The 20,543-nt window shown below is 64.7% G+C and carries 16 protein-coding genes; 12 read left to right on the top strand and 4 right to left on the bottom strand.

Features of this window, described 5'->3' with window-relative positions:
• Window positions 1-21 precede the first annotated feature (21 nt).
• The gene (locus AAFN89_RS14865) at window positions 22-3,837 is read right to left on the bottom strand and encodes a hypothetical protein (protein ID WP_347539866.1); all 3,816 of its coding nucleotides are present in this window, start codon (window positions 3,835-3,837) and stop codon (window positions 22-24) included.
• A gap of 520 nt (window positions 3,838-4,357) precedes the next feature.
• On the opposite strand from AAFN89_RS14865, the gene AAFN89_RS14860 reads away from it, so the two are divergent.
• The 10 genes from AAFN89_RS14860 (at window position 4,358) to AAFN89_RS14815 (ending at window position 16,064) form a co-directional block, all read left to right on the top strand.
• Window positions 4,358-4,717 (top strand): hypothetical protein, encoded by a 360-nt coding sequence (locus tag AAFN89_RS14860; RefSeq protein ID WP_347539865.1) that lies wholly within the window; start codon window positions 4,358-4,360, stop codon window positions 4,715-4,717.
• A 118-nt stretch (window positions 4,718-4,835) separates the two neighbouring features.
• A complete protein-coding gene (locus AAFN89_RS14855) occupies window positions 4,836-5,102 on the top strand; it encodes a hypothetical protein (RefSeq protein WP_347539864.1) in 267 nt (88 codons plus the stop codon).
• 98 nt (window positions 5,103-5,200) lie between these two features.
• Window positions 5,201-7,438, top strand: coding sequence for a type I secretion system permease/ATPase (locus AAFN89_RS14850; RefSeq protein ID WP_347539863.1), 2,238 nt, complete (start codon window positions 5,201-5,203; stop codon window positions 7,436-7,438).
• The gene (locus AAFN89_RS14845; protein ID WP_347539862.1) at window positions 7,435-8,766 is read left to right on the top strand and encodes an HlyD family type I secretion periplasmic adaptor subunit; all 1,332 of its coding nucleotides are present in this window, start codon (window positions 7,435-7,437) and stop codon (window positions 8,764-8,766) included. The genes AAFN89_RS14850 and AAFN89_RS14845 overlap by 4 nt, the downstream gene beginning before the upstream one ends.
• 20 nt (window positions 8,767-8,786) lie before the next feature.
• Window positions 8,787-9,596, top strand: coding sequence for a transglutaminase-like cysteine peptidase (locus AAFN89_RS14840; RefSeq protein WP_347539861.1), 810 nt, complete (start codon window positions 8,787-8,789; stop codon window positions 9,594-9,596).
• Window positions 9,593-11,683, top strand: a complete 2,091-nt coding sequence (locus tag AAFN89_RS14835; RefSeq protein WP_347539860.1) for an HD domain-containing phosphohydrolase — start codon at window positions 9,593-9,595, stop codon at window positions 11,681-11,683. The genes AAFN89_RS14840 and AAFN89_RS14835 overlap by 4 nt, the downstream gene beginning before the upstream one ends.
• Before the next feature lie 64 nt (window positions 11,684-11,747).
• Entirely contained in the window at window positions 11,748-12,674 is a 927-nt protein-coding gene (gene nudC, locus AAFN89_RS14830; RefSeq protein WP_347539859.1) for an NAD(+) diphosphatase, read from the top strand.
• A 71-nt stretch (window positions 12,675-12,745) separates the two neighbouring features.
• Window positions 12,746-13,858 carry an S-(hydroxymethyl)glutathione dehydrogenase/class III alcohol dehydrogenase gene (locus AAFN89_RS14825; RefSeq protein ID WP_347539858.1) on the top strand — a complete coding sequence of 371 codons (1,113 nt, stop codon included), beginning with the start codon at window positions 12,746-12,748 and terminating at the stop codon, window positions 13,856-13,858.
• A 52-nt stretch (window positions 13,859-13,910) separates the two neighbouring features.
• Window positions 13,911-14,747: an S-formylglutathione hydrolase gene (gene fghA / locus AAFN89_RS14820; protein ID WP_347539857.1), complete on the top strand. Its 837-nt coding sequence runs from the start codon at window positions 13,911-13,913 to the stop codon at window positions 14,745-14,747.
• Between the two features lie 360 nt (window positions 14,748-15,107).
• Window positions 15,108-16,064: a DMT family transporter gene (locus tag AAFN89_RS14815; protein ID WP_347539856.1), complete on the top strand. Its 957-nt coding sequence runs from the start codon at window positions 15,108-15,110 to the stop codon at window positions 16,062-16,064.
• Here AAFN89_RS14815 and hppD read toward each other — a convergent pair.
• The gene (gene hppD, locus AAFN89_RS14810; RefSeq protein ID WP_347539855.1) at window positions 16,039-17,118 is read right to left on the bottom strand and encodes a 4-hydroxyphenylpyruvate dioxygenase; all 1,080 of its coding nucleotides are present in this window, start codon (window positions 17,116-17,118) and stop codon (window positions 16,039-16,041) included. The two genes, AAFN89_RS14815 and hppD, sit on opposite strands and share 26 nt — an antisense overlap.
• A 140-nt stretch (window positions 17,119-17,258) precedes the next feature.
• On the opposite strand from hppD, the gene AAFN89_RS14805 reads away from it, so the two are divergent.
• The gene (locus tag AAFN89_RS14805) at window positions 17,259-17,747 is read left to right on the top strand and encodes an Lrp/AsnC family transcriptional regulator (RefSeq protein WP_347539854.1); all 489 of its coding nucleotides are present in this window, start codon (window positions 17,259-17,261) and stop codon (window positions 17,745-17,747) included.
• A 20-nt stretch (window positions 17,748-17,767) separates the two neighbouring features.
• Here AAFN89_RS14805 and AAFN89_RS14800 read toward each other — a convergent pair whose 3' ends face one another.
• Window positions 17,768-18,949, bottom strand: a complete 1,182-nt coding sequence (locus AAFN89_RS14800) for a cupin domain-containing protein (protein ID WP_347539853.1) — start codon at window positions 18,947-18,949, stop codon at window positions 17,768-17,770.
• Window positions 18,950-18,998: 49 nt separating this feature from the next.
• Here AAFN89_RS14800 and AAFN89_RS14795 point away from each other — a divergent pair, with 49 nt between their 5' ends.
• Window positions 18,999-19,700: a YggS family pyridoxal phosphate-dependent enzyme gene (locus tag AAFN89_RS14795; protein WP_347539852.1), complete on the top strand. Its 702-nt coding sequence runs from the start codon at window positions 18,999-19,001 to the stop codon at window positions 19,698-19,700.
• Here the strand turns inward: AAFN89_RS14795 and AAFN89_RS14790 are convergent.
• Window positions 19,684-20,202: a L,D-transpeptidase family protein gene (locus AAFN89_RS14790; RefSeq protein WP_347539851.1), complete on the bottom strand. Its 519-nt coding sequence runs from the start codon at window positions 20,200-20,202 to the stop codon at window positions 19,684-19,686. The genes AAFN89_RS14795 and AAFN89_RS14790 overlap by 17 nt on opposite strands.
• Window positions 20,203-20,543 lie beyond the last annotated feature (341 nt).

Here is a 20,543-nt window from a genome sequence, read left to right as displayed (position 1 = left end):
AGAGGATGAAGCTGGGAACCGCTATATCGCTGTATTTGCGATGGAATCTTGATCCTGCATCATGCGGTTTGCTGTTTCGATCAGGTCGCCGAGCGGGCAAGAATGGGCGTCCGGGGTTTCCTCAAGCATGTAGAAATTCATGGGCTGTGGAGCGTCCACTACCATGAGGCCGTGAATCCGAGGCTGTTCTGGTAGCCCCAGACGCTTCCAAAGTCTCTGAGCATTTTCGCGAAGATATTGAACGCGCCGGATGTGCCGGAGCAGCTTGTCCGGCTTTTCACGGCCTTTTGAATCTTGCCGCATTTTTCCCGCATAGTCCGTCATTCGAGCTGCCACTTCGGCTTCAGTGCGACAGAGCTTCAGGTTCTTTGCTTCTATAACAAAAACGTCGGTACGTGTCGGAGCAATCGCAAAGACATCAACGTCGCCTAAATCTCCCTCCACGGCATCTTCAAGAAGAGCGGTGACTTTCTGACGGGGTCTTGCGACAAATCCCACATTATTGAGAACGCTGGCGACCTTGTCCTCAAATTCGGCGCCAATTTCTTTGGCCCGCTGCCCCGCGTAAGCGCTCGCTTCTTTCGAATCCCAGAAGACGTCATTATGCACGGTCGCGTAGTGCATGCCGCCCACTTGGTACACCGTGGCGTCACTCACGAAGGCCGGAGATACGACGAGCATTGGATCGGGGTCGCTTGTGATGGCGAGTAGCGGGCGATTGATGAGGGAATACCTGCGATCAAATCGCCAAAGCTCCAGATCGCGGTTGCTGTATTCTTCGGGACGAGCCTTCCAGTCATCCCGTCTCGGCAAGGTCAGGCGCTCCAGCAGCAGCGAGATATTACAGTCGGGAAATTGTTCGTTCGCCGTCACCGACGATGCCAACTCGGACCGCCGCATGACCAGGATGCCTTTACCTAAGGACTCGCAAAGCTGAATCAGGGCTAGTTGAAGATCGACAAACGCTTCGGGAGAGCAATTGAACTCAGCGGAAACGGCATTTTTGAATTCGGCGCTCCAAGGAAGGTCTTCCGGCTGCTTCTCATCCGGTTCAAAGCGCGTGAGGTAGTCGTTGGATGCTTCATTGAGTGCTTTGGTGTGCGCCCGCTGACTCGAAGGTACGAAAGTCTTCTCGAACACCGATCGGTCGCTGAGCAAGTCGCCTGCTGGGCTGATCTTGAGATGGGGCTTAACGAGGCCTCCGCGTATTGTCGCATATAGCTGGCCGTTCCCGAAGATCAGAAGCGCACGCGCGAACATTTCGTCGAGGTCTTCGTGCGCGGGCTTCGCGCCACCTTCCGCCGTCGCCTCGCAAGCGCCAATCTCGCATATTGTTTTCGCTGCGCGTTGAACGGCGTTGAACTCAGAAATGCGCTGCAAAGCGTCGGCGTCAATTTCGCTGCCATGTATGGACCGCATCGCGCGGATAGTCCGCTTCCATAGGTCGTGTTCCAGCCGGGCGGACACATAACGAGTGGCCGCAAGTTTCAGAAGCGCTTCGCGATTGAACAGACGAATTTGGTCGATCAGCTCAGTGAGAATGAAGTCGTAGTAAGCGGTCAGAAAGTCGCGGCACTGTTCTTCGTCATTAAGCTCGCGCCCCTTCGTCCGGTCCCAAAACCTCCATACAGTGCCACAACGAACCAAAGACGCAGCCGATTTTGGGATGCGTCTGAATTGAGGGAAGATGCCTAGCGCCGCCAGGCGGTCCAGTGGATATTTCACTTTCTGCGCATGAAGATATCGCCAATCGGTGGACGGAATGGCGATTCTAATTTGGGCTTCGATGTCTTCCACACTCAGATTGCCACCGCTTGCAGCGGCAATTTGCATTACAACAGCAGTCGCAAGCGCAAGCTCGGCGTGATTCTCGGCTCGCTTGAGGAAGTAAAGCCAGCCTTGGTTGATTTGGACCTCGCGGACCCCATCGGGCGCTTGCGTCAAGACAATGTGGTCCAGCGGTGCACCTGTCGGTTCCTCATCCCCGAATTCAGGCTCACCGACCCCGGACAATACGACCCGAACTTCGCAGGAAGCGGGAGCAAGCTCTGCTCCGAAAGCGGAAATCAGTCCCGCAGCCGAAGCTCCGAGCCATTGCAGGACGGAGTTCCAAATCTGGTACTGCCATTTGCGAACCGCTCGGCTTTCGCTTGCCGCGACGGCTTCAACCCACCATGTCCGGTCTTGGAGGGTGATCACGCCAGCAAGGCGGCCCTCGGCGATGGCGCGAAAACTACCATAGATCGGTTTTAGTGGCGCATGCTGACCCCACTCAGAGCGCTGAACGACCTCAAAGGTGCCATCGGGCCGTGGGACAGAACGGACGTCACGGTTCTCTTCCCCTTCTGCGCGGACCTTTAGAAGATCGTCTAGCGGCAAATAGAGGAATGCAGGTGGGTCGGCGTCCCAATGCTCGGGAACGAAGTTGCCCCCAGTGGTGCGCCAATTGCCGAACAGATTGATCGACCCGTTCATGCTCTGAACCTGATACCCCGCCTGTTCGAGGATGATCAACTGATCGCATATTCTCCTGAGATCACGCAGCTTCCCGTCTTCGCATGCACCCATGGTCGCTGCATCGGCAAATGATACAGGAATGAACTGCCAGGTAGATGGCGCTATATTCTCGTCGATTTGGGGGTTTACCGCGATCGTGCCGCCCCAACCTGAAAGCAGGATAACCGTAAGACTTTCCCGGTTATCCGGCTGCGATGCGAGAAATGTCCAAAAACGGGTCACCTCATCAACAATCGCGGCGTCAGTTCCGGGCTTGAGCGCGGCCCTCCCGCCAAATCCGCCCATCGCAAACTGGACGAGATCAGGGAGCACCTGCACGACATGGAGATAGCGGCCCGGCGCAATACCAATGACGGTTGCGCGCAGGTTGTGCCTATCAAGCGGACCGAGCCGAAGTTCTGATCCGGGAAAGAACCCAGTTGAAACGGCAAAGCCTTCTTGGACCTCGGCCATGTATGAAGTGAGGGCATCGCCAACACCACCCCGATTTGCCGTATCGAGTAGCGTCGCTCGGACGGCCAGCGACATTGTACCTGGACTGGCGACGATAATTCCGCCATCCACTTCAAGCAGTGGAAAATAGTCGAGAGCACTGCCGCCTGGCGGTGATCTGTGTACTTCGGCATACTGGTCGGGCTGCAAAATATATGGTTGCAAATCCGCCAGCGATATTCCTAGCGTCTCCAGTTCGGAGACGGTGAAACGAACGCGACGAGCAAGCCGTTGCAAGACCTCGTCTGACGGGGGAGCGATGACGCCCTTGGGTTCGCCAGCGCTGAGCGAACGACGATGCAGTCCACTTCGGACTACCAGCGCGGTGCTTAGCCGGAGTAGAGCGTATGCTGTGTTGAGCGCAGCAGATTTGAGCGGGTCTTCGGGAAGCCCCTCGAAAGCGCGCACTACGGTTTCAGTGTATTGGGCGGCACCTTCCCAATGCCCTTCGAATATTAGAGCGTCGCCTCTCTGAGTCGGGACGGACTCTACGAAGAAGCCTTCGATGCCGTCTTCCATCAAAGTGACGCCAGCCGCGCTCATCCCTCCATTCAACATTTGTGAGAGGTCTTTGCGCTTCACCTTTTTCCGCCCATCAGCTTGTGCGATCACAAGCCGTTGCAGCCAGTCCAACCGGATCACATGGGCATGGTAGCGCAGATCGGTTTGAAGCCCTGCAACGACGGCGGTAGCCTGAGATCTCTTCCAGGTGCGTATCAAATCAAGCTGGCCGGATGCACTCCCCGCAGAGGCAAGCGGCGTGTCGGGAAGCGCCATCCGCGATAACAGGTCGGCCAGTTCCGGCGGTATATCTTCTTCGTTGTTCATACTCATTGCTTTCAATTCTTAGTATTGTACGGCAGTGCCGCACTGCTTGACGAAGAAAATGACTTAGAAAAAATCGTTAGCCCCTATCCCCCAGCTTGGATGTGAGGCGCCATCGCGCACCAACAATGCCGTACCGACTGATCTTCCGGTTGTTCCTAGAAGGCGACGGCACGGGCGGGCCGATGGGCGTGAAGGCTGTCGCCGCCTGGCTCAATGCCACGGCCACCGCACCCGCCGTGGCGTTCGCTGGGGCATCGGGCCGCTGCATAAGCACGTCGCCAACACGATCTATAAGGGCGAGTATCGGTTCAACCGCAAAATCTGGAAAACCAAGGCGGACAAGCTGGAGACCGAGCAAATCCTCGTCCTGGTCGATCCGATCACCGGCCTTGCGACCTGTGCTAACTGCGGTCCCGCCTCGAATCCAACGATTCCTTGCGGACTCCTTAAGAAACGGGCATTTTAGCTTTATCGTTTGAAGTCATTCGCGGGTTTCGGATTCCAGGGTGAGTCTAAGGGCATGGGCGATCGTAATCTGATCGATGATATCGTTGTCGACGTGATCGACACCGGTTCGTTCGCCGCGCCGGAGGCTATGCCGCATCCGGGGCCGGCGCCGGAGGCGGAACCGTTCGTCTCGCCGGAGATATGGTCGCTGTCGCTGGAGGACCTGCTGCCCGACGAGGGGCGGGAGGTCGTCCTGTCGCCGCCCGAGAACGCTTCCATCGAAGTCGCCTCCAGCGCGCCCGTGCTGGGCACCGGCGTGGCCGACGCCCATGTCACGGCGAGCGGAATCGATGTCGAGGGCTTCCATTTCGTGCGCTTCGAGAGCGGGATGACGCTCTATTACGAAGGCGACCTGACGGTCACGCCGATCTGACCAGGCGTCTCCCGATATCCTTCCCGACCGATAGTCCGCCTTTCGACGCAGCGGCCGTCATTTGGCGTCCGTTAACCTTGTCGCGGCATCATGGCGTCATGTCCGGAAGAGGAAACCGATGCAGGATCTGATCGACCAGGCGACCGCGTGGGTCGCCGCAGCCTGGGGGAGCGCCGTCGCCTTCGCCGACGGCCTGATCGACGATCTGGCGGCCTCCGGCGCGGCGGACGCGGCCGGGGCGGCGGTGGCGCAGGCCTGGAACTGGTGGGCGACCCTGTTTGACGTCTATGCCTGGACCGGTATCGGCGCGTTCCTGACGCCGTTCCTGCTCCTGATCATCGTCGGAATGTTCTGGGCGATCACCCGCCTGCATCTGCAAGGGTGAGGGCCGAGGGAGATTGGGGGCGTGGCGGCTGCCGCATTCACGGTCCATTAAGGTAAATTTGAGAGAACCCGCCGGGTCCCTCGGGTCAGAGAGTCAGCATGCTAGGTCGGAACGAAGAAGAAGAATGGTCGCTCCAGCCCGGTGAGTTGGAAGCCAGCCGCATCGACCCGCTGCTCGCCGCGCTGGTCACGCTGACCAAGCATTTCGACCGCCCGATGTCGCGCGACGCGCTGGTCTCCGGCCTGCCGCTCACCGGCGGCAACCTTTCGCCCTCCCTGTTCGTCCGCGCAGCCGCCCGCGCGGGGTTGAGCGCCCAGCTCGTCAAGCGCCCGCTGGACCAGATCACGCCGCTGGTGCTGCCCGCGATCCTACTGCTGAAGGGCCACCGGGCCTGCGTCCTGACCGCCCTGCCGAAGAAGGGCGAGGCAGAGATCGTCCTGACCGAATCGGGCGAAGGGCGCAGCCGGATATCCCTGCCGGAACTGGCGGCCGACTATACCGGCTTCGCGCTTTTCGTCCGGCCGGAATACCGCTTCGACGGGCGCACCGACGGCGAGGATCTGCCGCGCCCGAAATCCTGGTTCTGGGGCACGCTCGCCCGGCTCTGGCCGTCCTATCTGGAGGTCATCGTGGCGGCGGCCGCCGTCAACATGCTGGCGCTGGCTTCCCCGCTCTTCGTCATGAACGTCTATGACCGCGTGCTGCCCAACCAGGCCTTCTCCACCCTCTGGGTGCTGGCGTCGGGCATGGGCATCGCGCTCCTCTTTGATTTCCTGCTGCGCAGCCTGCGCAGCGCGCTGATCGACACCGCCGGCCGGAGGGCCGACGTGCTGCTCGCGGGCCGGTTGTTCGAACAAGTGCTGAACATCCAGATGAAGGCGCGGCCCGCTTCCACCGGGGCCTTCGCCAACCATCTGCGCGAATTCGAAACGGTGCGCGACTTCTTCACCTCCGCGACGCTGGTGACCCTCACCGACCTCCTGTTCATCGGCCTGTTCATCTTCGTGATCTTCATGATCGCCGGCCCGCTGGCCTGGGTGCCGACGATCGCCGTCATCGTCGCGCTTACGGGCGGGCTGCTGATCCAGTTCCCGCTCAACAGCGCGGTCCGCAAGACCCAGCACGAGGCGGCGCAGAAACATGCGATCCTGATCGAGACGGTGAGTTCGCTGGACACGATCAAGAGCGTCGGCGCCGAAGGCCGCATGCAGCGGGCGTGGGAATCCTTCGTCGGCGCGACCTCCCGCACCAGCCAGAAATCGCGCTTCTATTCCACGCTGGGCAGCAACTTCACCACCATGACCCAGCAGTTCGTCACGGTGGCGACGGTGATCCTGGGCGTCTATCTGGTCAGCGAGGGGCTGATGACGATGGGCGCGATCGTGGCCGCCGTGATGCTGGGCGGCCGCGCCGTCGCGCCCTTGGGCGGCGTCGCCAACACGCTGTCGCGCTATCACCAGTCGGTGGTGGCGCTGGGCACGCTGAACCGGCTGATGGAGATGCCGGTCGAACGGCCGAGCGACCGCCGGTTCGTCAGCCGGCCGATCCAGGAAGGCGGGTTCGAATTCCAGAATGTCAACTTCGCCTACCCCGACGCCGGCGTCCCGGCGCTGGACCAGGTGTCGTTCAAGGTCAAGCCCGGGGAGCGGGTCGGCATCATCGGCCGCGTCGGGTCCGGCAAGACCACGATCGGGCGGCTGCTGATAAACCTCTACGAACCGACCGGCGGCGCGGTGCTGATGGACGGGATCGATTTGCGCCAGTACCACCCGTCGGACATCCGGCGGGGCGTCGGCTTCGTGATGCAGGATGTGACGCTGTTCTTCGGCTCGGTCCGGGACAATATCGCGCTGGGCGCGCCCCAGGCCGACGATTCGATGATCCTGCGGGCGGCGCGGCTGGCCGGGGTCGACGATTTCGTCGGCAGCCATCCGCAGGGCTACAACCTTCAGGTCGGGGAGCGCGGCCAGTATCTTTCCGGCGGCCAGCGCCAGTCGATCGCGCTGGCCCGCGCGCTGCTGACGGACCCGCAGATCCTGATGCTGGACGAGCCGACCAGCGCCATGGACAATTCGTCGGAGCAGAATTTCATCAACCGGCTGTCCGGGGTGCTGGACGGGCGGACGCTGCTTCTGACCACCCACCGGATGAGCATGCTGCGCGTCATCGACCGGCTGATCGTGCTGGATCGCGGCAAGATCGTCGCCGATGGCCCGCGCGACCAGGTGCTGCAGGCGCTGCGCGGCAACCCCGTCCCGCGCCGCCAGACGACGGCCGCCGACGAGGCCGGCGAGGGCGAGGCCGTTCCCGATCCGAAACGTGAGCTGGCGTCATGAGCATCGCCAAGAAGTGGGGCGATTTCGACTTCGCCACGGAAGTCCAGGCGGCGGTCCATCAGGGTCCCCGGCTCAGCCTCCGCATCTTCCTGTTCACCATCGTCGCCATGCTGGCGGCCGCGATCTTCTGGGCCGACCGGGCGATGGTCGACGAGGTGACGCGCGGCGAGGGCAAGGTGATCCCGTCCAGCGAGATCCAGGTCGTGCAGTCCCTGGAGGGCGGCATCATCCAGGAAATCCTGGTCGATGAGGGCCAGCTGGTCGAGGAAGGAGAGATCCTGCTGCGCATCGACGATACCGGCTTCGCCTCCTCAAGGGGCGAGCTGGAGGCGCAGCGCATGTCGCTCGCGGCCCAGATGGCCCGGCTGGAGGCGGAGGTCTCCGGCGCGACGGAGCTTACCTTCCCGCCGGAATTGATGGAGGAAGCGCCGGAGGTCGCCGCCGGCCAGATCGACCTTTTCCAGGCGCGGCAGGCGACGCTGGAGAACCAACTTTCCATCCTGCGCCAGCAGGCTGGGCAGCGGGAGCAGGAGCTGCAGGAGTTGCAGAACGAGGCGGATCAGGCCGAAAGCAGCCTCAGCCTGGCGCAGCAGGAACTGAACATCTACCTGCCGCTCGCCCAGACCGGCGTGGTGCCGCAGGTCGAGATCCTGGGCCTGCGGCGGGAGGTGAACGATCTGCGCGGCCAGCTCGAAGCCGCGCGGCTGGCGATCCCGCGGGCGGAATCGGCGATCCGCGAGGCCTATGAGAAGATCGAGGACCAGTTCCTGACCTTCCGGTCGGAGGCCCAGTTCGAGCTGAACCAGCGGCGCGGCGAGCTGGCGGTCATCCAGCAGAGCCTGACGGCAGCGACCGCGCGCGTGACCCGCGCCAATGTCCGCGCGCCGGTGACCGGCATCGTCAACACGGTCAGCGTGTCCACGGTCGGGCAGGTGGTCCAGCCGGGAGCCAGCATGGTCGAGATCGTGCCCGTGGAGGATACGTTGAGGGTGGAGGCGCGCATCCGGCCGAGCGACGTCGCCTTCATCCGTCCCGGACAGGTCGCGACGGTCAAGCTGACGGCCTACGACTATTCGATCTATGGCGGGCTGAAGGGCGAGATCGAGCGCATCAGCGCCGACACCATCCTGGACGAGGAGACGGGGGAGAGCTTCTACCACGTCACCGTGCGGACGGAGCGCAACACGCTGGGCACCGAGGAGAATCCCCTGCCGATCATCCCCGGCATGATCGCCACCGTGGATATCTTAACGGGTGAGAAAAGTATTCTGGACTATCTCTTGAAGCCATTGAACAAGGCGCGAAGCGAAGCCTTGCGCGAACGGTGATGCAGGAGATTGCGGTGGTGTTGACGCGCCTTCCAGGCCGCGCCGGACCGGACCGGGGACACAAGCGTCTCGTCCGCGCGATCGGCGCCGTCGCCGCCATGGCGACCGCTATCGCCGCCGCGCCGTCGGTCGCGCAGGAAACCGCCGCTCCCGTCACGCCTGTTGCCGCGCCGGCCCATACCCCGGCGCCCGCCCAGGCTCCTGCGGGCGGGCTGTTCGGATCGCTGGAATTCCGGGGCGGATCGCCGGAGGGCATCCCCCAATGGCAGAGCGTCCTTGAGCGGATCGAGGCGGAGCGCGACGCCTATCGCCGCTGCGACGAGGACATCGCGGCGTGCGAATCGCCGCTGATGATCGCCTGGCGGTCGAAGATACGCTCCCTCCAGGGCCGATTCCCGTTGACCCAGATCAACGAGATCAACGTCTTCGTCAACGAGATCGTCCCCTATCTGGAGGATTCGGACAATTACGGCGCCAGCGACTATTGGGCCTCGCCGCTGGAGTTCATGGACAATGCCGGGGATTGCGAGGATTTCGCGATCATGAAGTTCGTCAGCCTGCTGGAGCTGGGCTTCACCAACGATCAGATGCGGATCGTGGTGCTGGAGGACAGCCTGCGGAACGTCGCCCATGCGGTGGTCGCCGTGCAGCTGGAGGGCGAGAACCTGATCCTGGACAGCCTGTTCAGCGTCGTTTTGAACGACACCCAGATCACGCAGTATATTCCGCAATACTCCGTCAATGAGACCACGCGCTGGGCTCATATCGTCGTGCCGGAAATCCGGTCTCTCTATTATGCCCGGGCAGCGGGAACAGGAGCGCCACAATGACGACGCCCGATCTGAGCGATCTTCTGGTCGATATCCCGCGCTCGACCCCCGCGCCGCGCCGCGCCCGCTTCGTTCTGGGCATCCTGGCCGTCCTGATCCTGACGACCGTGGCCGTTGCCGCCATCGGGATCTCGATCCTCGGCCAGCGGGAGGCGCAGCTCTATCGCACGCTCCAGCAGCGGCTGAGCCTCCAGGCCGAAAGCCGGGCGGAGGTGATCGACACCTGGATGGACGGCACTGCGCGACTGGGAACACAGTTGGTCAACAGCGACCTGTTCCGCCTGTTCGCCACGGAAAGCGGCATGGTCGATCCCGAGGATCCGCTGGCGGCGCAGCTTTCCGCCCAGGCGCCCTACATGGCGCAGGTGATGACCGAATTCGTGCGCCAGAACGGCCTCGCCGCCGCCTATGTGATCGGCGCGGACGGCCGCATCCTGCTGGCGAGCGGCGGAGCGCCCCCGCTGTCGACCGGTCAGTCGGCGCTTGCGGCGGGGATCCTGGACAGCGGCGCGACCGTTTTCGCGCCGGTGACGGCGGCGGAAGAGGAACTGCTGCTCGATATCGCCCGCCCGATCCTGGAGATGCAGCCGGCCGATCCCGACCAGGAGCCGGCCCCGGCCGCGACCTTCCTGATGACCGTGCCGGTGACCGGTGTCGTCGCCGATTTCCTGGCCCCACGGCCGCTGACGGAGCATGGCGAGGTCACGCACATCCTCCAGATCGGCGGCCCCGAAGGTCCGGTCGAGCTGACGCCGGAGGAGATTCCGCCGGTGCGCGACGTGATCTCGGTCGAACTTGGGGACGCCGCCGCGCTGCCGTTCGGGGAGCGGCCGAGCGTCAGCCTGGAGGAGACGGAAGAAGATTCCGGCGGCCAGGTCTTCTCCGTCGCGGCGTCTGTCTCGACCACGCCCTGGCTGGTCGTCCAGGAGATCGACCGGTCGATCGCGCTGGCGCCGCTGGACCGGGCGCGGAACATCGTGCTGCTGATCGGCGCTCTCGCGGTGTTGGTCATCACCGGCGCGGTGGTCGCTGTCTGGTCCTTCCAGGAGAGCAGCCACAACAAGGCGCTGGCGACGCAATATCGCGATCTCGCCGCGCGAATCGACGCCCAGAGGCGGCTGCTGGACGGCATCAACGGCGCGATCCGCGAATATATCGGCCTGAAACGTCCCGACGGGGCCTATACCTACGTCAACCCTGCCTTTGCCCGCGCAGTGGAGCGGCCGGTCGACCGGATCATTGGATCGGACGACGCGGCCGTGTTCGGCCACGCCACCGCCCAGCGGCTGGCCCAGTCCGACCGCACGGCGCTTGAGACCGGCGCGGCCGTGGCGGTGGAGGAGCAGGTCTATCTGGGCGGGAACCTGCATTATCTGGAAATTTCCAAGGTGCCGCTCCGCCGCGACATAGACGGCGACGGTCAGGTCGACGGCATCGTCTCGGTCGCCCGCGACGTGACCGAATTGGTGGAGCAGCGCCGGCGGCGCGAGGCGACGCTGAAGCAGGCGATCCGCGCGCTGGTCCGGACGGTGGAGTTGAGCGATCCCTACCTGGCCGGCCATGCCAGGCTGGTGCAGGAATTCAGCCTGCTGGTTGGCCGCCGGATGGGCCTCGGACGGGACGAGCTTTCGACGCTGGAGATCTCCGCCAGCCTCGCCCAGCTCGGCAAGCTGTTCGTGCCCAGGGCGATCGTCGCCAAGCCCGACCGCCTGACGCCAGAAGAGATCGCGATCATGCAGACGCATATCGATCACGCCTCCACGGTCCTGCGCGACATCGATTTCGACCTGCCGGTGCACGACACGATCTACCAGATGTATGAAAGGCTGGACGGCACCGGCTATCCCCGGAACCTGACGGGGACGGAGATCGGCTTGCTGCCGCGCATTCTGGGCGCGGTCGACGTGTTCAGCGCGCGCATCCGGGCAAGGTCCTATCGCGGCTCGATCTCTCCCGAGGCGGCGGTGGCGATCCTGGCCGACAACGACCAGAAATACGATATCGAGGTTGTCGCGGCCCTGCGGGAGACGCTGACGACCCCCGAAGGCGAAAGGCTGATCCGGGAGGAGAAGCAGGCCGCGCGCTGAGAGTTGCCGGCAGGGTCGCCAGCCGGGGGTTGCCCGCACCCGACGGCCGGGGCAGAATCCGCCCATGTCGCACAATGTCTATGATCATCCGACGCTCGACCGCCTCGCAGAGCGCCGCCGCGATCCCGCCTGGATCGCCGAACGCCTCGCCGCCCCGGAAACCGTGATCCTGCCCGTCTGGCAGGGCAAGAACCTGATCGACGGGCCAAGGGAGGCGCCGCATGTCGCCCGGCTTTCGGGCCGGGACGATTGGTGGCGGCCGCTGGCGTCGGAAATCGCGCTTCTAGGCGAATCGGGGGGGCGTGTCTGGTTCGCGGCCGATCTCAGCGCATTGCCCGAACCCGCTACCCATGAGCGTCTCGCGGCGCTGGGGTTGTTCGTCGATCTGCGCGCCATCGGCCCGATCCTCGGCCGGGAGGACGCCGCGCTGCTGGCCTATGCGCGCGGGCTCATGTGGTGGCACCAGCGGCACCGCTTCTGCGGTGTCTGCGGCCATCGAACCGAAAGCGGCGACGCCGGCCATGTCCGCCGCTGCACCAACGCCGCCTGCGCCATAAACCATTTCCCGCGCACCGATCCGGCGGTCATCGTTCTGGTCCATGACGGCGACCGCTGCCTCATGGGCCGGCAATCCATCTGGCCCAAGGGGATGCATTCGACCCTCGCGGGATTCGTGGAGCCGGGCGAGAGCCTGGAGGCGGCGGTGATGCGCGAGGTGTTCGAGGAATCGGGCGTACGCGTCGGGGACGTACGCTACCATTCCTCCCAGCCCTGGCCCTTTCCCCAATCGCTGATGATCGGCTTCACCGCTTGCGCGGAGACGACCGATATCGTCCTCCGCGACGGGGAACTGGAAGGTGCCGGCTGGTTCGACCGAAGCTTCCTGCGCGCCGTCCCGCCGGACGCGGTGGCCGGGGAGGCGGATTTCGTCCTGTCGCGCCGCGATTCGATCGCCCGGCGGCTGGTCGACGACTGGATCTGGGCCGACTGAGGGTTTCCCTTCGGCGTATGCATGTTAACGTCCCCCTCAGGGATCAGGCACCAACACGGAGACCAGGGAAAATGGATGTCCGCGCCGCCGTCGCACACAAGGCCGGAGCGCCGCTGACGATCGAGACCGTACAGCTCGATGGTCCGCGCGAAGGGGAGGTGCTGGTCGAGATCAAGGCGACCGGTGTCTGCCATACCGATGCCTACACGCTGTCGGGCGACGATCCGGAAGGCCTCTTTCCCGCCATCCTCGGCCATGAAGGGGCGGGAATCGTGGTCGATGTCGGCCATGGCGTCACGTCGCTGAAGAAGGGCGACCATGTCATCCCGCTCTACACGCCCGAATGTCGGGAATGCGAATACTGCCTCTCGCGGAAGACCAACCTCTGCCAGAAGATCAGGACCACGCAGGGCCGGGGCCTGATGCCCGACGGCACCAGCCGGTTCTCGATCGGCGGCGAGCCGATCCACCACTATATGGGCACCTCGACCTTCGCCAATTTCACCGTCCTGCCGGAGATCGCGCTGGCGAAGATCCGCCCCGACGCGCCCTTCGACAAGGTCTGCTACATCGGCTGCGGCGTCACCACCGGCATCGGGGCGGTCATCTGGACCGCGAAGGTGGAGCCGGGGGCGAACGTGGTTGTCTTCGGCCTCGGCGGCATCGGCCTCAACGTGATCCAGGGCGCACGCCTGGCCGGCGCGAACATGATCGTCGGCGTCGACCTCAACCCGTCGAAGCGGGCGCTGGCCGAGAAGTTCGGCATGACCCATTTCGTCAACCCGAAGGATCTGGGCGACAAGGACATCGTCGGCCATCTGGTGGAACTGACGAAGGGCGGCGCCGATTACTCCTTCGAATGCATCGGCAATCCGACGGTGATGCGGCAGGCGCTGGAATGCTGCCACAAGGGCTGGGGCGTGTCGGTCATCATCGGTGTCGCCGGCGCGGGGCAGGAGATCGCCACCCGGCCCTTCCAGCTCGTCACCGGGCGGGTCTGGAAAGGCTCTGCCTTCGGCGGCGCCAGGGGGCGGACCGACGTGCCGAAGATCGTCGACTGGTACATGGACGGGAAGATCAACATCGACGATCTGATCACCCACAAGGTGCCGCTGGACCGCATCAACGACGCGTTCGACCTGATGCATGAAGGCAAGTCGATCCGTACCGTGGTGACCTTCTAGCCGCCTTCCCAAAACCGAAGACCCGGCAATCAAAGACAGGGAGTTCGCGGATTTGGAAACCGTGAAGGAATGGAAATCGTTCGGCGGCGTCCAGGGCGTCTATCGTCACGTATCGGCCGCCACCGGGACGGAGATGGAGGTCGCTGTCTATGCGCCGCCACAGGCCGCCAAGGGGCCCGTCCCGATCCTCACATATCTCTCCGGTCTCACCTGCACCTGGGAGAATGTCGTGGCCAAGGGTGGGTTCCAGGCCCATGCCGCTAAACATGGGGTGATGATCGTCGTTCCCGACACCAGCCCGCGCGACGCCGGCATCGAGGGGGAGGACGGGAGCTACGATCTGGGGACCGGCGCCGGCTTCTATGTCGATGCGACGCAGGAGCCGTGGTCGGACGCTTACAGGATGTATTCCTATGTGACCGAGGATTTGCCGGCGCTGGTGGCGACCCATTTTCCCGGCGACGTGGCGCGGCAGGGCATCTTCGGCCATTCGATGGGCGGCCATGGCGCGCTGGTCTGCGGCCTGCGCAATCCGGATCGCTACCGCTCGATCTCCGCCTTCGCGCCGATCTCCGCGCCCTCCAAATGCCCCTGGGGGCGCAAGGCCTTCACCGCCTATCTGGGCGGCGACCGCAATGGCTGGAAGAAATACGATGCCTGCGAGCTGGTTGGTCATTCCGGCTGGTCGACGGAGATCCTGGTCGATCAGGGCACGGCGGACGAATTCCTGGAGGAACAGTTGCGGCCTGAGCTTCTGGAGGCCGCCTGCGACACGGCCGACGTACCGCTGACCGTGCGCCGTCAGGAAGGCTATGACCACAGCTACTATTTCATCGCCAGCTTCATGGCCGATCACGTGGCTCATCATGCACGGCTGCTGAGGGATTGACCGCCTCTCGGCTTCCTCCTCATCCCGAGCCCGCCACCTCCTCACCTTGAGCCCGTCGAAAGGTGTGGGCACGCATGGTTCGACAAGCTCTTGGTTGGTCATTCCCGGCTTGACCGGGAATCCAGGGGCCGCGCCGTTTCGGCCCTCTCCACCCGATGAGGATGCCTCCAGCGGCAAGGCGCCTGGATGCCGGATCGGGGTCCGGCATGACGTTTTGGCGGGAAAATGCGCCTTTCTTCCTCACCTTGAGCCCGTCGAAAGGTGTGGGCACGCATGGTTCGACAGGCTCACCATGAGGTTTTCCCTTTTGGTCATTCCGGTCCCTGTTCCAGCATGACGTTCTGTGAGGAAATGTAAGGCATGCCCGACGCTCTCAAGGATGAGCAGGAACTATCCGCGCCCGGCGCGCAGCCCGATCAGCGTACGGCGCTCTGGCTGCGGGGCGCGCCGGCGCTGTTCCTGCTGCTGTGGTCGCTCGGCTTCCCGGTCGCCAAGATCGGCGTCGCCCATGCCGACCCGATCACCTTCCTGGCGCTGCGCTACGCGCTGGTGCTCGCCGTCCTGCTGCCGCTCTTCGCGTGGCTGCGCCCGCCGCTTCCGAAGAGGGGGCGCGACTGGCTGCATCTGGCGGTGGTCGGGTTCCTGATCCAGGCTGTCTATTTCGGGCTCTGTTACACCGCCTTCGCCTTCGGCATCTCCGCCGGGCTGCTGGCGCTGGTGGTGTCCTTGCAGCCGATCCTGGTGGCGTTGCTCGCGCCGGCCTTCGTGGGAGAAGCCATCGGCGGGCGGCGCTGGATCGGCTTCGCGCTGGGATTCGCGGGCGCGGCGATCGTCATACTGGGGCAGTCGACGGTCGAGACGCCGTCGGCCATCGCCATGGCGTGCGTGGTCGGCGCGCTGTTCGGGATCACCGGCGCGACGCTCTATGAGAAGCGCTTCGGCGCGACCCATCACCCGGTGACGGCGAACTTCGTCCAGTACGCGGTCGGCCTGCTGGCGACGCTGCCGCTGGCCTATGCGCTGGAGCCGATGCGCGTCGACTGGACCGGCGAGATGATCGCCGCGCTGGCCTATCTGGTCATCGGCAATTCGCTGATCGCGATCACGCTCCTGCTGGCGATGATCCGCCATGGCGAGGCGTCGCGCGTTTCGGCGCTCTTCTACCTCGTGCCGCCCTCGGCGGCGCTCCTGGCGTGGCTGCTGATCGGCGAGGCGATGCCGCCGCTCGCCTGGGTCGGCATGGCGGTCGCGGCGGCAGGCGTCGTCCTCATCAGCAGGCCGGGGAAGGGCCTCAGGCGCTCAGCACGCCGCGCTTGATCTGGTCGCGCTCGATCGATTCGAACAGCGCCCGGAAATTGCCCTCGCCGAACCCTTCGTCGCCCTTCCTCTGGATGATCTCGAAGAAGATCGGGCCGATGACGGTCTGGGTGAAGATCTGCAGCAGCAGCCCGCCGCCGGGCGCGCCGTCGACCAGAAGGCCGTTCTTCCGCAGCCGCGGCACGTCCTCGCCATGGTTCGGCAGCCGTTCCTCCAGCATCTCGAAATAGGTGTCGGGCGGGGCGTCCATGAAGCGAACGTCGATCTTCCGCAGAGCCTCGACCGTCTTGTAGATGTCGTCGGTGCCCAGCGCGATATGCTGGATGCCTTCGCCCTTGTAGGCCTTGAGGTATTCCTCGATCTGGCTCTTGTCGTCGGAGGATTCGTTGATCGGGATGCGGATCTTGCCGCACGGGCTGGTCATCGCCTTGGATTTCAGCCCGGTCAGCTTGCCCTCGATGTCGAAATAACGGATCTCGCGGAAATTGAAGAGCCGCGTGTAGAAATCCGCCCAGACATCCATGCGGCCGCGATGGACGTTGTGGGTCAGATGGTCGACATACGTCAGGCCGACGCCTTCGGGCACGGCGGGCTCACCCTCCACAGGCTCGAAATCCACATCGTAGATGGAGCCGGCGGGGCCGTAGCGGTCGACCAGATAGATCAGGCTGCCGCCGATCCCCTCGATCGCCGGGATGTTCAACTCCATCGGGCCGATACGGCTTTCCACCGGCTTCGCGCCAAGCTCGATCGCGCGCTTGTAGGCGTAGCGGGCGTCGGCGACGCGGAACGCCATGGCGCAGGCGCTGGGGCCGTGCAGCTTGGCGAAGGCCTGGGCGAAGCTGTCGGGTTCGGCATTGACGACGAAATTGATGTCGCCCTGCCGGTAGAGCGTGACATCCTTCGACCGGTGCTTCGCGACCGCCCGGAATCCCATGCCTTCGAACAGCGTTCCCAGCATGGCGGGGTCGGGCGCGGTATATTCCACGAATTCGAATCCGTCCGTGCCCATCGGGTTCACATCGTCGATTCGTGCGGGGCCGGCATAGGCCATGGCGCGTCCTCCCTCATTCTGCGGGTGATGATGAATTGCTTCCCCGAAGGGTACGCCGAAGGCGATGGAGTCTCCGTGCATTCTGGGGCTAGGATCGGGGGCGCTGCGCGTGGTTCGCGCATGGACAAGGCACCTGACGCATGAATCCGCCAATCATCGATCTCGACGCCTTCGACCGGCGTATCCTGACGGCGCTGATGGAGGATGGCCGCCTCACCAACGTCGCCCTGTCGGAGGTCGTGCATCTGTCGCCCTCCCAATGCTCCCGCCGCGTCCAGCGGCTGGAGGAGGCGGGCATCCTTCAAGGCTACACGGCCCGGATCGATCCGGCGGCGGTGGGGCTGGGGGTGACGGCGCTGGTCAGCGTGACGCTGGAGAAGCATGGCCGCAATCCCGCGACGGACTTCCACGAGGCGGTGGCCGCCGCGCCGGAGATCCTGGAATGCGCCATGACCACGGGCGACGCGGACTATCTGCTGCGGGTGGTGGCGCCGGACCTCCGGCGGTTCTCACGCTTCCTGATGGATCATCTGATGCGCGTGCCGGGCGTCCAGCATGTCCGGTCCAGCATCGTCCTGGAATCGATCAAATCCACGACATCCCTGCCCCTGCCGCCGCCCGCCCCTTAGGTTCGGATGAGGTCCGGGCGTCAGGCCGCCTGGAGGACGCCCATGTTGGTCAGGTCCTGGAGCAGCTTGGCGCGGGCCGGGGGTTTCAGGGCGGGGAAGGCGGCGGCGAGGTCGGATTCCTCGAAGGCCGGGCGGTCGAGCGCCCAGGCGATCGGCTTGTCCAGTCCGGGCGGGATCGGCACGCCCTGCTTGCCGTCGGTCAGCACCCACGCTCCCTTGTGGCGCACCAGCTTGATGCCGCCCTCATTGCGCCGGAAGGTCCGGGCGAGCGCATCGTCGGGCACGGTGATGAAACCGCGCGAGTAGCGGAAGCCCTTCATGAAGGCGTCGGTCTGGGCCGCCATCTCATCCTCCCGGACATAGGCGGCCAGTCGGTCGCCGAGCTGGCCCAGATGATCGGCCAGCGTGGCGCCGGCGGGAAGGTTCGTCCGGAACAGCGGATCCTTCACCGCGCGTTCGAACAACATCGGGAAGAGGTCGAGGCCGATCGGCCCTGTCGCCCCGAAGGCTACGTGGATCGTCGCCTCCGACGTCGCCAGCGCGTCATGGTACCAGCCGCGCGGGATATAGAGCAGGTCGCCCGGCTTCATGCTCACCGTCTGGCTGATCGCGCCCTTGTGCTTCTCATGGAACTCATGGCCGAACGTCTTGAAGTAGGGGTGGCTGATCGGGTCCTCGAAGTGCTTGCCGTAGATCTTCCAGGTCTTCTCCCCGGCGACATGGATGGCGAACACCTCATGGGTGTCGTAGTGGGAGCCGAAGCCCTGATGGGCCTTCCAGGAGCAGTAGAGGTTCGCCTGGACCTTGCAGCCCAGCGCCCGCTCCAGCGCCCCGGCGGCGGCCTTCATGCCGGGCGATAGCTGGTCGATGTCGTTGCAGACCATCGACGCGCCCTGGCGCAGCCAGCCGCGCACCTTCTCGATGTCCGGAACCATCACCGGCGCGCCGTCGCGGTTGGCGCCGGGGACGCAATATTCCGGCGGCTCCAGCTTGCGGCCGTCCTGCACCAGTTGCAGGGTCGCCGCCGACCATATAGTGGTCTGGTTGATCAGCGCCGTCAGCGCCTCCCACGACATGACGGAGGCGAACTTGTCGGCCGCGCCCTGCACGTGGAGGGGTTTCTGGTACCGGATATCCTGGAAGAATTCCTCTGGCGTTGTCGGCGCCAGGATGTCGGCGAAGCTGTCGATCTTCTGGGTCACGGGTCCGGTCCCCCTCTCACGAGCCATGTCGTCCCTTGGATAGCAGAGAATGACTCGCATCTCCACCGATCCCGATAACGCAATCTCCCGGAATCTGGCCGGCATCCGCGCCGCCATCGCGGCGGCCGCGACCGAGGCCGGGCGCGACCCCGCCGGTGTGGCGCTGGTCGCCGTCAGCAAGGTCCAGCCCGAGGAGCGGGTGCGCGCCGCGCTGGCCGCCGGACACCTTCTCTATGGCGAGAACCGGGTGCAGGAGGCGCAGAAGAGGTGGGGTTCGCTGAAGGCGGAGTTCCCGGCTGTCCGTCTGCATCTGATCGGCCCGCTGCAGACCAACAAGGCGGCCGACGCGGTGGCCCTGTTCGACGCGATCGAGACGGTGGACCGGCCGAAGCTGGCCCGCGCGCTGGCGGTTGAGATGGAGAAGCAGGGCCGGCGGCCGGACTGCCTCATCCAGGTGAATACGGGCGAGGAGCCGCAGAAGGCGGGGGTCATGCCGGCCGACCTGCCGGAGCTTCTGGCGATCTGCCGGGAGGGATGCGGCCTGCCCGTCGCGGGCCTGATGTGCATCCCGCCGGTCGACGAGAACCCGGCCCTGCATTTCGCCTTGCTGGCCGAGCTGGCGGCGCGCTCCGACCTCAAGGTCCTGAGCATGGGGATGAGCGGCGACTACGAGACGGCGATCCGCCACGGCGCGACCCATGTCCGTGTCGGCAGCGCGATCTTCGGCGAAAGGGTCAGGCCGGAAGCCTGATCTCCATCGCGTCGCCGGGGCGGCAATCGGCCAGAAGGCGGCGCAGATCGTCGGGCGCCATGGCGACGCAGCCCTCGGTCGGCCCGTGATCCTCCCGCGCGACATGAAGGAAGATGGCGCTGCCCCGGCCGGGAACCGGCGGGTCGTCATTGTGGCCCAGCACGACGACGATGTCGTAGAGCCGGTCGTCCCGCCACATCCGCTCATGACCCGCCGGATGGGGCAGCGCCACGGGACGATTGTAGGCCGGATCGGCGGGATCGTCGCACCAGCCGTCCTCCGGCCCGATGGGCGCGACCGGCAGCGCGGTTTCGGGCGGCGCGCCCCGGTCCGGCCGATAGAGCGCCCGGCGCAGCGGGAAGAGCCCGACCGGCGTGACGCCGTCGCCTTCTCGCTTGACGGCGGCGACGCCCGACCGGCCGAGCGCGCAGCGCGCTTCATGGCTGTTCCAGCGGAGCAGGCCCTGCCGGGCTCCGGGTTCGGCGGTCACGGTGATGATCATGGTTGAACCGTCGCGACAGTGAGCAATCGCGGCGGAGGATGCGGCCGGTCAGGCAGCGATGTCCAGGCCTGCTCCTCATGGCGAGACTGTCAAACCATGTGGGCATCCGTCGCGAATGACCAGCAAAAACAACGTCATACTGGACTTGATCCAGCATCCATACGGTGTCGAAGGGAACCGGAGTTTCGCCTGTTCTTCGCCGCCGGTGAAGCGGCGAGGGCCTATGGATTCCTGTGTGTTGGATGGTTGCTATGATGGGAGCGGGAAGGAGGCCGTTGGATTCGAGGTCGCCCGATCGGTAGACCGTATGCTGGCCTGGCCCCTTCCCGCTCGTCTTGCAC

The sequence above is a fragment of the Inquilinus sp. CAU 1745 genome (assembly GCF_039839375.1).
GTDB lineage: Bacteria > Pseudomonadota > Alphaproteobacteria > DSM-16000 > Inquilinaceae > JBDOQU01.
Note: the sequence above shows the minus strand (reverse complement) of the source record. Positions and strands in the feature narration are given on the sequence as shown.